This is a genomic window from Streptomyces sp. NBC_00435, from assembly GCF_036014235.1.
Taxonomy (GTDB): domain Bacteria; phylum Actinomycetota; class Actinomycetes; order Streptomycetales; family Streptomycetaceae; genus Streptomyces.
This window is the reverse complement of the sequence record NZ_CP107924.1, coordinates 3,078,157-3,091,073: the sequence shown is the minus strand read 5'-3', so window position 1 is coordinate 3,091,073 and position 12,917 is coordinate 3,078,157. Positions and strand designations below refer to the sequence as shown.

The following is a 12,917-nucleotide window of genomic DNA, read 5'->3' as shown; positions in this document are numbered from 1 at the left end:
CTCCTGCTCAACGCTCGCGCTCAACGCTCGTGCTCGCCCCTGCTGATTCCCCTGCTGACTCCCTTTCCCCGTAAGGAAGTTCCATGCCCAGCAACACGTACCTGCGCATCACCACCGCCGTCACCGGCGGCCTCGCCCTCGCCGCCGGCCTCACCGCCTGCGGAGGCTCCTCCTCCGCCACCGACTCCAAGGGCGGCGGCGAGAAGGTCGTCACCGTCTACAGCGCCGACGGCCTCAAGAGCGACAAGGGGGACGGCTGGTACGACAAGGTCTTCGCCGACTTCACGAAGAGGACCGGCATCGAGGTCAAGTACGTGGAGGGCGGCTCGGGCGAGATGGTGCAGCGTGCCGTCCGCGAGAAGACCAACACGCAGGCCGACGTACTGATCACGCTGCCCCCCTTCATCCAGCAGGCCGACGGGAAGGGGCTCCTCCAGTCGTACGAGCCGCAGGGATCCGACAAGGTCAACGGCGCGAACAAGTCCTCGGCCGGCAAGTGGACCTCGGTCGTCAACAACTACTTCGGCTTCGTCTACAACAAGAAGGAGCTGGCGTCGGCCCCCAAGACCTGGGAGGAGTTGCTGGACGCCAAGTACAAGGGCAAGCTCCAGTACTCCACCCCCGGCGTCGCGGGCGACGGCACCGCCGTGCTCATCAAGTCGATGCACGACTTCGGCGGCAAGGAGCCGGCGATGGAGTACCTGAAGAAGCTCCAGGCCAACAACGTCGGCCCGTCCTCCTCCACCAGCAAGCTCGCGCCGAAGACCGACAAGGGCGAGCTGCTCGTCGCCAACGGTGACGTCCAGATGAACTTCGCGCAGTCCAAGTCCATGCCGAACCTGGCCATCTGGTTCCCGGCCAAGGACGGCGGCAGACCCACCACCTTCTCCCTCCCGTACGCGGCCGGCCTGGTCGACAAGGCCCCGCACACCGAGAACGGCAAGAAGCTCCTCGACTACCTGCTCAGCGAGGACGCCCAGAAGCTGGTCAGCGGGGTCGGCGGCGGCTTCCCGGCGCGCACCGACGTCAAGCCCACCGACGCCAACGCCGTGGAGCTCACCAAGCTCATGACCGGCGTCGAGGTCTTCGAGCCGGACTGGGCCGACATCGACAAGAACCTCACCGGTTACGTCGACGCGTGGAAGTCGGCCACCGGAAGCTGACCCGTCGCCTCCTGGTCACCCACGACCGGGACAGTGACGCTTGGATAACGGGTCTGGACCGAGGTCGCCCCCGGTCCGGACCCGCCGTACGTCCCCTGCGCCTTCCCCACGAATACTCCCGGAGGAGTACGTGCCCACTGTCCTGTCCGGACGGACCCTCGCCGTGGCGGCCACCGCCACCGCCCTGCTCGCCACGGGCCTCGGCGCCCACGCCGCGACGGCCGACGAAGCCGCCGCCGTCACGAACAAGGTCCTGGTCATCGGCATCGACGGAACGGTCCTGGACCGGGTCAAGGCCGCCGACGCACCCAACCTGAACGGCCTGATGGCCCAGGGCCTGACCGCCCGCAGCACCCTGTACGCGAACCCGATGGCCGCCACCTCCTCGGGTCCCGGCTGGTCCACCATCGCCACCGGTGTCTGGCCCGACAAGCACGGGGTGAAGGACAACTCCTTCACCGGCAAGAACTACGCGGCCTACCCGGACTTCCTGACCCGCATCGAGAACGCCAAGCCGGCGCTCAACACCTACGCGGCCGCCGACTGGGAGCCCATCACCTCCACCGACCAGAACGGCCCGATCTTCTCCGCCAAGGTCGACAAGAGGCTCAACCTCAAGGGCGACCGCGACGGTTACGGCAGCGAGGACCCGAAGATCGCCGCCGCGGCGGCCACGGAACTGCGCGACCAGAACCCCGACGCCGCCTTCGTCTACTTCGGCGAGATCGACCACGCGGGCCACTCCTCCGGCGCCGCCAGCCAGGAGTACCTGAACACCATCGCCCGGGTCGACAAGCTGGTCGGCCAGCTCCTCACCGCCGTCCAGGCCCGCCCCTCCTACGGCCGGGAGAACTGGAAGATCCTGGTCACCACCGACCACGGCCACACCGACGCGGGCGGCCACGGCGGGTCCACCATCCAGGAGCGCGGCACCTTCGTCATCGCCAAGGGCGCCGGCATCCCCGCCGGTTCGGTACGGACCGACGTGAAGCTCGTCGACGTCGCGGCGACCGCGCTCGCCCAGGTCGGGGTCGCGGCCGGCTCCGCCGTCGACGGCATCCCGCTGGACGCCCCGGACGACAACGACGCCTTCGACACCCTGCGCCCCAACCTCCAGGCACGCGTGGACGAGACGGGCATCCCGGCCGCCACCAAGGGCTTCACGCACACCCCGCCGGCCGGCTGGTCGGTCGACAACTCCAGGATGGGCGCGGGCGGTGTCACCGAGTGGGCCGGATGGGCCTTCGCGACCGACGAGTTCTGGAGCCAGTCGCAGCGTGACCAGTGGCGCGAGCTGAACGTCCGCTCGCGTGACGTCTTCGCCGTCGCCGACTCCGACGAGTGGGACGACAAGAGCCACACCGGCTCCTACGACTCCACCCTCGTCACCCCCAAGTGGCCGGTCACCGGCGGTTCCACGGGCTCGTCCGCGAACGTGACCTTCCAGACGCACTACCACCACGAGGCAGGCCAGACCGCCCAGGTCCTGGTCTCCTACAACGGCGCCGCCCCGTCGGTCGTCAAGAGCTACACCGCGGACGCGGTCGCCAGGTCCGAGTCGATCGCGCTCCAGGTCCCAGCCGGCGCGACCGACGTCCAGGTCCGCTTCCGCTACAGCGGCAGCAACAACTGGTACTGGACCGTCGACAACGTCCACCTGGGCTGACAGCACGCTCGGAACCGACCGTTCCGCCCTCCGGTCCGGGCCGTGGACGCCGAACGCGTTCCCGGTCCGGCCCGGATAGGGTGGTAGAGACCAGAGGTCACCGAGGTCAGACGCCACCGAGAGCGGAGAACAGTCCAGTGGCAGAGCGCAAGCCGATCGAATCCTGGCTCACCGACATGGACGGGGTCCTCATCCACGAGGGCACCCCGATCCCCGGCGCCGACGCCTTCATCAACCGGCTGCGCGAGTCCGGCAAGCCCTTCCTGGTGCTGACCAACAACTCCATCTACACCCCGCGCGACCTCCAGGCCCGCCTCAGCCGGATGGGCCTGGAAGTCCCGGTCGAGAACATCTGGACCTCGGCGCTGGCCACCGCGAAGTTCCTCGACGACCAGCGCCCGGGGGGCACCGCGTACGTCATCGGCGAGGCCGGCCTGACCACCGCCCTGCACGACATCGGCTACGTCCTGACCGACCACGAGCCGGACTACGTGGTCCTGGGCGAGACCCGGACCTACAGCTTCGAGGCCATGACCAAGGCGGTCCGCCTGATCAACGCGGGCGCCCGCTTCATCTGCACCAACCCGGACGAGACAGGCCCCTCCACCGAGGGCCCGCTGCCGGCCACGGGCGCGGTTGCCGCGCTGATCACCAAGGCGACCGGCAAGAAGCCGTACTTCGCCGGCAAGCCCAACCCGCTGATGATGCGGACCGGCCTGAACGCCATCGGCGCCCACTCCCACAGCAGCGCGATGATCGGCGACCGGATGGACACCGACATCCTGGCCGGGCTGGAGGCGGGCATGCAGACCTTCCTCGTGCTGACCGGTCTGACGTCGATCGAGGACACCGAGAAGTTCCCGTACCGGCCGACCAAGACGGTCAAGTCCATCGCTGATCTGGTCGATCTGGTTTAGGGCGTACGGCTGACACGTACGGGCCAAGAGAGCGCCGCTCCGGATGCGGAGCGGCGTGCCGCGCGTGAATCTCCTTGTTGAGGAGGTTCACCATGCGCAGTGATTTGATCGCTCTCCGTGTCGCCGGGGTGGCCGTCGCCCTGACGGCCCTGTCCGCCGTGACCGCGCCCATCGCCTTCGCGGAGGAGTGGAACCGCGGCAGCGTGTCCGCCGACCCCAGTCCGGCCGAGCCGGGGGCGCAGGTCAAACTGCGCGTCCGCGGCTGTGACGAGGACTGGGCCGTCGCGCAGTCCGCCGTATTCGTCTCCGAGGTCCGGCTGTCCACCGGCCGGGACGACCGCCGCACCCTGTGGGGCGACGCGATGATCCGCTCCTGGGCCGAGCCCGGCCGCCACGACATCAAGATCAAGTGCGGCGGCCACGGCGGCGAGCGCGAGTGGGGCACGATCGAGATCGAGCGCCGCCGAGAGCACCACCCCGACCCCCACCACACGCCCATCTGGCCGGTCCACGCGGGCGGGGGCGGCATGTCCGCGGAGCTCGCCACGAAGGCGAAGGCCGAGCAGGTCAAGGCCGAGGCGGACCAGGCCAAGGCGGACGAGGCCAAGGCCGCGGGCGCCGCGCAGCTGGCCGCGACGGCGAAGAAGAGCCACGAGGGCGACGGCCCCGGTCTGCCGCACACGGTGATCGGCGCGGTGCTCGCCGCCGCCGCCACCCTGGCGGTCGCCGGCCGGGCGCTGACCCTGCGCCGTCGCCGCAGCGGCGAGTGAGCGGGTGAGCGGGGAGGCGAGGGGCTCCGGTTCCCGGCTGCTGACCTTCGCCGCCTGGTCGGTGCTGGTCCTCGGCCTGTGGCTGTGGGGCCGCGAGATCACCGGGGTGCAGATACCCCTTCCCGGCCAGGCCGGCGGACCGGCGGCCCCGGGTCTGCCCGCGGCGCACAACCCGCTGGGGCCGGCCGCGCCCGCGCGGGTCGACGTACCGTCCCTGGGTGTCCAGGCCCCGGTGATCGTCCGGGACCTGGATGCGAAGGGGGCGATCGAGCCGCCACCGTACGAGAACCCGGGCACGGTGGGCTGGTGGCGCGGTGGTGCCCAGCCCGGCGCGGCCGGGACCGCGCTGCTGGTCGGGCACGTGGACACGCAGTCGAAGCCGGCGGTGTTCTACGGGCTGAGCTCGGCGAAGCCGGGTGACAAGGTGCGGGTGGTGCGGGCGGACGGATCGGTCGCGGAGTTCACGGTCGAGGACGTGCGGGTCCACGAGCGCGCGGGCTTCGATCCCGCCAAGGCGTACGGCCCGAGGGTCAGGGGCCGGGCGGAGCTGAGGCTGGTGACCTGTGGCGGCACGTACGACAAGGCGGCCAAGGAGTACACGGCGAACGTGGTGGTGTCCGCGTACCTGACCGGCGTCGGGGTCCGCCCGGGAACGGCGGCCTGAGCCCTCCCGGGACGCGTGTTCCGGGGCGAACGAAGAAGCCCCTCGCAGTTTTCACTGCGAGGGGCTTCTTCCGTCTGTGCGCCGCCAGGGACTCGAACCCCGGACCCGCTGATTAAGAGTCAGCTGCTCTAACCAACTGAGCTAGCGGCGCTTGGTGACAGGGAAAACTCTACCCCACCCGTGCCGGTGCTCGTGACAGGCCGCGCCCGCGTTGTCCGATTAACCCATGTTTGGGGGCTTTGTCGTGCACGATATGTCTGGGCAAGGCCGAATCTGATGCCCTGACAGATGCGGTCCGGCCGACCAGCGGACGAGCAGGGGAGTGGACGGAACCGCATGACGATGCAGCCTCCGACGGATGTGTACGAAGTGACGCCGATGACGGCACCGGCACCGGCCACGGCGTCGGCCGCGATCTCGATGCCGATGCCCGCCTTCGAGGAGTACGAGCCCGCCGGCGACTGCCCGTGCCAAGGCTGCGCCCACCGCCGCCGCGCGCTCGCCCGCGCCCGGGCCATACCGCTGCGCGACGGAGGCCACCCCGCCGTACGCGGAGCCCGCCGGGCGCTCGTCCTGGCCACCGCCGCGGGAGTGGTCCTCGGCGGCGGCGGGGGAGCGGCGGTCGCGGTGACCGCTCCGGGTCCCGGCGGCGCGGTGTCGCAAGACGACCCGGGGCAGCCGCAGGGCGGCCGGGCCCCGCTGCACGGCGGGAAGAAGGGCCTGCCCGCGAAGCCGGCCGGGCTGCCGGGAGCTCCCTCCGCGGTGAAGCGGACCGACCGGGCGGCGATCATCAACCGGGCGAAGCTGTGGCTGGACGCGCAGGTCCCGTACAGCATGGCCGAGTACTGGACCGACGGGTACCGGCAGGACTGCTCCGGCTACGTCTCGATGGCATGGAACCTCGGCACGAACGAGTGGACCGGCAGCCTCGACAAGTTCGCGACCCGGATCACGAAGGACGAGCTGCTGCCGGGGGACATGCTGCTCTTCCACAACCCGGCCGACCCCAACAAGGGCTCGCACGTCGTGCTCTTCGGCGGGTGGGTGGACGAGACGCGCACGCACTACGTCACCTACGAGCAGACGCGGCCGACCACGCGGCGCCAGGCCACGCCGTACGGCTACTGGAACAACGCGGCGAAGTACATCCCGTACCGGTTCATCGGGGTGGCGGGCGGCGCCGTTCCCGGGCCCCCGGCTGCCGGTGAACCGCCGAATCCGGGCGGCTCGCCGGCGGTCCCGACCGCCTTCCCCGGGGCGTCGAAGTTCGGGCCGGGCGCGGACAACGTCCACATCGCCCGGCTGGGCCGGATGCTCGTCGACCGCGGCGGCTCCCGCTTCTACCCCAAGGGCGTCGGCACGCAGTGGACCGACGCCGCCCGGCAGGCGACCGAGGCCTTCCAGCGCGCCCAGGGCTGGACGGGCGCGGACGCCGACGGCGTTCCGGGCGCGTACACCTGGCGGCTGCTCACCCAGCACCAGGGCAAGGACATCCCGCCGACTCCGGTCGGCACCCCGACTCCGGTCGGCACCCCGACACCGGGCGGCGCTCTGGGACCGGCGGGCAAGCCGGCCTTCCCGGGTACCGCGACCTTCCGCCCGGGGGTGTCCCACCCGTCCATCACCGCCCTTGGCCGCCAGCTGGTGAAGAAGGGCTTCGGCAAGAACTACACATCCGGTCCGGGCCCCCGCTGGGGCGAGGCCGACCGCCGCGGCGTCGAGGCGTTCCAGCGTGCCCAGGGCTGGCGCGGCGCCGAGGCCAACGGCTATCCGGGCCCGGAAACCTGGCGCCGGCTGTTCGCATGACGGAGGCAACGATGTACCCCACGCGCACGACATCGACCACAGGCACCTTCCACTTCCCCCCGACCCCCGCACCGGCGGCGGCGGGGCCGGAGCGGGCCGAAACCACACCGCCGACGGCCACGCGGGCCACGTCGGCCACCCCCGAGCGGGCGGCGGCCGAGCGGTGCGCGGCCGCGCCGACCGCGACCGGGTGGGCGGAGCCGACCGGCTGGGCGGTGGCTCCGGACCAGGGTCGGGCGGAGCCTGCGCCCGCCGCGGCGTCGCCTGCGCCCGCCGCGGTGGCTCCGGCCGCCGTTCCCGGTGCCTGGACTCCGGGTGCCGGGGAGGTTCTGGACATCGGCGGCCCCGCCGGGGACGGCGCGGTGGCCGCGGGAGTGGCGGGCCGGGCTGCGGCCGGTGCTCCCCACGGGCCCGCCGTATGGGGTGACGTACCCGCGGCGCGGGCCCAGGCGCTGGACATCCCGCACCCCCAGGACGAGCAGGCCGACGCCGGGGCGGCCACCCTGCGCCTGCGGAGCCCCGACGGCGAAGCCGCCCGCCCGCATCCGCAGGACGACCTCCGGCCCCCCACCCCGCCGGCCGCCCGGGGAGCGGCCCTGGCCGCCGCGGGCCTCGTCGCCGACGGCGAAAGCGCCCGCCGGAGCGGCCTGTTCACCGAGGACTCCTACGCTCCGGAGTGCGTCGCGGCGCTGCCGGGGCCGACCGCCAGTGCCGCCGAACCGGCCGAGGCCGAAGCCGAGGCCGAAGCGTCCTGTGCTCCCCCGTTCGGCGTCCCCGGCCCGGCCCCCGAGGCCGGGTACGCGGCGCCGGCGGCCGTACGGGGCCTGCCCGGCCCGTCCGGGGCGGCGCCGCCGGCGCGCGGCGCCGCCGGGTTCGTGTCCGAGCGCGGGGTCCCCGCTCCGGCCGCCGACGCCGAGCACGCCTTCAGCGGCGCGGCAGCGCGCCACGGAGGAGCCGACGGCGGTCCGCACGGCCCGGCCGGCGGCCGCGAGCTGACGTGGTCCGTCCCCGCACCGGGCGGCGCCGGCCCCGCCACCGGTCCCGCCACCGCCACCGGTCCCGCCACCGACGCCCCCGAGGAAGAGCCGCAGCTGAGGGAGCGCTCGGCCGTGCCCGGGCCCGGGGTCGCCGAGGTCGTCGCGCGGGCCGTGGCGCGGATGGAGGAGGACGACACGCAGGACCTGCCCCGGGTCACGCCGGTACGCGGGCCCGCGGTGACCGAGGTACCGGTCCACCTGCCGTTCCGCGGCGCGGTGCAGCGCCCTCCGCAGCCCCCGGTGAAGCGGCAGCCCCAGCCGCAGCCGCAGCCCCAGCCCCAGCCGCGGGCCAAGGCTCCGGCCGGGGCCACCGCCGTCCGGGCGGCCCCCGGCCGCCGCGTCCCCCGCGGCGACGACCGGCTCCGCGAGCACCACGGCCCGGTGCTGCCCGGCTGGATCGGCGTGGCCGTCGGCGGGATCGCGCTCACCGGCTGCGCGGTCGTGCTCTGGCGGGCCGGGGCCGTCCCCGACGCCCTCGCCGCGGCGTTCGGCGCGGAGCCCCGCCCCTACCGGGGACTGCAGGCGCGGTTCTGGCCCCCGCTCGCCTTCCTCGGGATCGTCGTGCTGCTCGCCCTCGGCGGACTGGGCCGGGGCCGCGCCGGGCACGCCTGGGTGCTCACCCTCTTCGGCCGCTACCGGGGCACGGTCCGCCGTTCCGGCCTGACCTGGATCAGCCCCCTCCTCCTGCGCCGCCGGGTCGATGTCCGGCTCCGGCACTGGCGCAGCGACCCGATGCCCGCCGTCGACTCCGGCGGCCTCGCCCTCCAGGTCGTCGTCCAGGTCGTCTGGCAGGTCAAGGACACCGCCCGCGCGACCCTCGCCGTGGCCGACCACGTGGACTACCTCGCCGAGCAGGTCGAATCGGCCATGGCCCGCGTGCTGTCCCAGCTCCCCGCCGACGCCTTCCACGAGGACGCCCCGACCCTGCGCGACGCCGAGGCCGTCGGTGACGCGCTGACCCGGATGCTGGCCGCCGAGACGGAGGCGGTGGGTGTGGAGGTGTTCTCGGCGCAGCCGACCCGGATCGAGTACGCCCCCGAGGTCGCCGACGCCATGCGCCGGCGCCGGGTCGCGGCGATCGACGCCAAGCACCGGGACACCGTCCTGACCTCGGTTGTCGACGCGGTCGACGACACCGTCCACCGCCTCACCTCGCGCGGGCTCGTAGAGCTCGACGACTACGAGCGCAAGGCACTGGTGAAGGACCTGACCGTCGCCTTCTACACGGGCCGCGCGGAGTAGCGCCCACGCGACGACGGCCGCGGGGCCCAAGCGGGGCGGAAGAGGCGTGGTGGAAGAACGGGTGGATCCGGGTGGACCGGACCACCCGTTCTTCCATTGGTATGGACATGGCCAACTCCCGTCAATACTGTGGAACTTGGTCTAGACCTAAAGAGTCGTGAGCGGGCCGTGCCGCCGACACCGGTACGGTCCATCCCCACGTGCGCGCACGCTCTCGCCGGACACCCCCCCACGTTCAAGGAGCATCATGCGTTCCTTCCGCATGCCCCGAACCCCGCGGGCCGCCGCCGTCACCGCCGTCGGCCTCGGGGTCGTCACCGCCCTCGCGCTCGTCACGGCCCCCACCGCGACCGGTCACGGCTACACCGACACCCCCATCAGCCGCCAGAAGCTCTGCGCCAACAAGACCGTCGCCGACTGCGGCCCCATCCAGTGGGAGCCCCAGAGCGTCGAGGGCCTCAAGGGGTTCCCCGCGGCAGGCCCCGCCGACGGTCACATATGTTCGGCGAACCACACCGAGTTCGCCCAGCTCGACGACCCGCGCGGTGGCACCTGGCCCGCCACCCCGGTGACCAGCGGGCAGAGCTACAGCTTCCGCTGGCAGTTCACCGCGAACCACTCCACCACCGACTTCCGGTACTACGTCACGAAGAACGGCTGGAACCCCACCAAGCCCCTCACCCGCGCCGACCTCGACCCGCAGCCCTTCCTCACGGTCGCCTACAACGGCGCCCGCCCCGCCATGACCACCGTCCACCAGGGCGCCATGCCGAGCGGCAAGAGCGGCCGGCACCTGATCCTCGCCGTCTGGACGGTGAACGACACCGCGAACGCCTTCTACTCCTGCTCCGACGTCCAGTTCTGACGGCCGGGCCGGTCCCGGCGTTCATTTCTGACGGAACGTCAGCTACTCTCCGGCGGCATGCGGACGACGACACCCGAGACCGTCGCGGAGCTCATCGCGAGCCAATGGGGCGACCACCGGCCCGGCCTGAAGCACGCCGACGGCGTGCTCAGTCACCACCGGACCGCCCGGGAGGCCGCGGCGCGCGCCGCGCTCCTCGTCGACCTGCTGCCGCCGGGGGCGGAGCCGCACATCGGGGTGCTGCTCGACAACACCCCCGAGTTCCCGTTCTGGCTCGGCGCGGCGGCCCTCGCCGGGGCCGCCGTCGCCGGGATCAACCCCACCCGGCGCGGTCCCGAGCTGGCCCGCGACATCCTGCACACCGACTGCCGGATCCTGGTGACCGAGCGCGCCCACCTGCCGCTCCTGCGCGGCCTCGACCTGCCCGGAGTACGGATCCTGGTCACGGACGGTGAGGACGCCGGGGAGTACGCGGCGCTGCTCGCCCCGTACGCCGGAGCGAAACCCGGCGACGCGACCCTGGGCGCCGGCCCGGGCCCGTCCTCGCGGCTGCTGCTCTACTTCACCTCAGGCTCCACCGGCGCCCCGAAGGCCGCCATCTGCACCCAGGGCCGCCTCGCGGGCGCGGGCGCCTCGCTCGCCCGGCACTTCTCGGTCACCCCGGACGACGTCCACTACATCTGCATGCCCCTCTTCCACGGCAACGCGGTCATCGCGGACTGGCTCCCGGCCCTCGCGGGCGGCGCGGCCGTGGCACTGCGCCGACGATTTTCGGCCTCCGCGTTCCTGGACGACGTACGGGCCTACGGGGCTACGTACTTCACCTACGTCGGCCGGGCCGTCCAGTACGTCCTCGCCACCCCGCCCCGCCCCGACGACCGTGAGCACGTCCTGCGCCTCGGCTTCGGCACCGAGGCGGGCGCGGTCGACGCGGCGCGCTTCGCCGAACGCTTCGGGGTCCGCCTCGTCGAGGGCTACGGGGCCACTGAGGGCGGCGCCTCCGTCCAGCGCACCCCCGACACCCCGCCGGGCGCACTGGGGCGCGCGGGCGCGGGCGACGACCTCGCCGTCATCGACCCGGAGACCGGGCGCGAGTGCCCGCCGGCCGTCCTCGACGCGCGGGGCCGGCTCCTCAACGGCTCCGAGGCCATCGGCGAGCTGGTCAACAAGGGCCGCAGCCTCTTCGAGGGCTACTGGCGCAACCCCGGCGCGGAGGCGGACCGCACCCGCGACGGCTGGTACTGGACCGGAGACCTCTTCTTCCGCGACCCCGACGGCTTCCTCTACTTCGCCGGCCGCACCGACGACCGGCTGCGCGTCGACAGCGAGAACCTGGCCGCCGCGGTGATCGAGAACATCCTGGCCCGCTGGGCCCGGGCGGCCGCCGTGGCCGTGTACGCCGTACCCGACGAGGTGGCGGGGGACCAGGTCATGGCGGCGGTGGCCCTGCGCGAAGGGGCCGCCTTCTCCCCGCAGGGCTTCGCGGCCTTCCTCGAAGCCCAGCCGGACCTCGGCACGAAGATGGCCCCGCGCTACGTGCGGATCGTCCCCACCATGCCGATCACGGCGACGAACAAGGTCCACCGGGTCTCCCTGCGCGGCGAGGCCTTCCGCACCGCGGACCCGGTCTGGTGGCGCCCGCCGGGCGAGAGCGGGTACCGGATGCTGGAGCCGGCGGATCTGGCGGCTCTCCTGGCCTCCTACGAGGCCCAGGGGCGGGCCGATCTGCTGGGGCGCTGAAAGCGGTTTTGAGCACCCCGGAGGAGCAGGTAGTATTTTCTCTGTCAGCAGGCGCCGCTAGCTCAGTTGGTTAGAGCAGCTGACTCTTAATCAGCGGGTCCGGGGTTCGAGTCCCTGGCGGCGCACCTGTCCTTCGGGCGGTTTCCGGTTCACCGGGAACCGCCCGAAGTGTTTTCCGGGCTGTTCCGCGTGCCGGTTTCCGGGCGGCACCGGCACCGTCGCCGGCCGGGCCGCCCCGCCGCTCAGAGGGTGAGCGACAGCAGCAGCGGCGCGGCCTTGCGGTTCAGGGCGTCGGCCGCCGCCCGCAGCCGGTGGGCGTGCTCCACGGGCAGGGACAGGGCCAGGCAGCCCACCGAGGCTCCGGCGGTGATCGGGACGGCCGCGCAGACCGTGCCCACCGCGTACTCCTGCAGGTCGAGCATGGGAACCGTGGCCGGCTGGCTGTCCAGCTTCGAGAACAGGATCCGCTCGTTCACGATGGTCTTCGACGTCAGCCGGGCGATCTTGTGCCGGGACAGGTGGTCGCGCCGCCCGTTCAGGTCGAGCTGGGTCAGCAGGCACTTGCCCACCGCGCTGGCGTGCGCCGCCGAGCGGAAGTCGACCCACTCGTGCACCTTGGGCGTGCGGGGGCTGTCCGCGAACTGCGTGATGCGGACCTCACCGTCGACGTACCGGCTGATGTAGACCGCCGCGCCCACCGAGTCGCGCAGCCGGTCCAGGGTGTCCTGGAGCTTGTCCTGGAGGGCCTGCTTGCGGTCGACGCCGGAGCCGAGCAGGACGAGGGAGTCCCCTATGGCATAGGCGCCGTCGGACACCTGCAGTACGTACCCTTCCCGGCGCAGCATGAGGAGCATGGGGGCGAGATGGACCGCGGGCAGGCCGGTCTCACGCGCGATCTGTACATCGGTCACGCCGCCGGTATGGCGGGCGACCGTTTCGAGTACGCGCAGGGCGTACTGCACCGAGTGGAACGGCGCGGTCGGCTCGGGCTTCAGCGCCACGGTTTCCCCCTAGCAGGTTGTTACCGCTTGCCCTCACACGATAGCC

The 12,917-nt window shown here is 72.7% G+C and carries 10 protein-coding genes and 2 tRNA genes; 10 read left to right on the top strand and 2 right to left on the bottom strand.

The window, feature by feature from the left end:
• The first annotated feature begins 83 nt into the window (after positions 1 to 83).
• The 5 genes from OG389_RS14190 to OG389_RS14170 all read left to right on the top strand — a co-directional run bounded on the left by OG389_RS14190 (position 84) and on the right by OG389_RS14170 (position 5,180).
• Positions 84 to 1,163, top strand: a complete 1,080-nt coding sequence (locus OG389_RS14190; protein WP_328298843.1) for a 2-aminoethylphosphonate ABC transporter substrate-binding protein — start codon at positions 84 to 86, stop codon at positions 1,161 to 1,163.
• Between the two features lie 130 nt (positions 1,164 to 1,293).
• Positions 1,294 to 2,829, top strand: coding sequence for an alkaline phosphatase family protein (locus tag OG389_RS14185; protein ID WP_328298842.1), 1,536 nt, complete (start codon positions 1,294 to 1,296; stop codon positions 2,827 to 2,829).
• A gap of 137 nt (positions 2,830 to 2,966) precedes the next feature.
• Positions 2,967 to 3,746, top strand: a complete 780-nt coding sequence (locus tag OG389_RS14180; RefSeq protein ID WP_328298841.1) for an HAD-IIA family hydrolase — start codon at positions 2,967 to 2,969, stop codon at positions 3,744 to 3,746.
• A gap of 92 nt (positions 3,747 to 3,838) precedes the next feature.
• Positions 3,839 to 4,516, top strand: coding sequence for a hypothetical protein (locus OG389_RS14175; RefSeq protein WP_328298840.1), 678 nt, complete (start codon positions 3,839 to 3,841; stop codon positions 4,514 to 4,516).
• A gap of 4 nt (positions 4,517 to 4,520) precedes the next feature.
• On the top strand, positions 4,521 to 5,180 hold the full coding sequence (locus tag OG389_RS14170) for a class F sortase (RefSeq protein ID WP_328298839.1): 660 nt from the start codon (positions 4,521 to 4,523) through the stop codon (positions 5,178 to 5,180).
• A 77-nt stretch (positions 5,181 to 5,257) separates the two neighbouring features.
• Here OG389_RS14170 and OG389_RS14165 read toward each other — a convergent pair.
• Positions 5,258 to 5,331, bottom strand: a tRNA-Lys gene (locus OG389_RS14165).
• Between the two features lie 269 nt (positions 5,332 to 5,600).
• On the opposite strand from OG389_RS14165, the gene OG389_RS14160 reads away from it, so the two are divergent.
• The 5 genes from OG389_RS14160 to OG389_RS14140 all read left to right on the top strand — a co-directional run bounded on the left by OG389_RS14160 (position 5,601) and on the right by OG389_RS14140 (position 11,995).
• The gene (locus OG389_RS14160; protein ID WP_328303767.1) at positions 5,601 to 6,986 is read left to right on the top strand and encodes a peptidoglycan-binding protein; all 1,386 of its coding nucleotides are present in this window, start codon (positions 5,601 to 5,603) and stop codon (positions 6,984 to 6,986) included.
• An 11-nt stretch (positions 6,987 to 6,997) separates the two neighbouring features.
• Positions 6,998 to 9,265, top strand: coding sequence for an SPFH domain-containing protein (locus OG389_RS14155; RefSeq protein WP_328298838.1), 2,268 nt, complete (start codon positions 6,998 to 7,000; stop codon positions 9,263 to 9,265).
• A gap of 247 nt (positions 9,266 to 9,512) precedes the next feature.
• The gene (locus tag OG389_RS14150; RefSeq protein WP_328298837.1) at positions 9,513 to 10,130 is read left to right on the top strand and encodes a lytic polysaccharide monooxygenase auxiliary activity family 9 protein; all 618 of its coding nucleotides are present in this window, start codon (positions 9,513 to 9,515) and stop codon (positions 10,128 to 10,130) included.
• Positions 10,131 to 10,187: 57 nt separating this feature from the next.
• The gene (locus OG389_RS14145; protein ID WP_328298836.1) at positions 10,188 to 11,870 is read left to right on the top strand and encodes an AMP-binding protein; all 1,683 of its coding nucleotides are present in this window, start codon (positions 10,188 to 10,190) and stop codon (positions 11,868 to 11,870) included.
• A gap of 51 nt (positions 11,871 to 11,921) precedes the next feature.
• Positions 11,922 to 11,995, top strand: a tRNA-Lys gene (locus OG389_RS14140).
• Positions 11,996 to 12,112: 117 nt separating this feature from the next.
• Here OG389_RS14140 and OG389_RS14135 read toward each other — a convergent pair.
• Entirely contained in the window at positions 12,113 to 12,871 is a 759-nt protein-coding gene (locus tag OG389_RS14135; protein ID WP_328298835.1) for an IclR family transcriptional regulator, read from the bottom strand.
• Between the last annotated feature and the right edge of the window lie 46 nt (positions 12,872 to 12,917).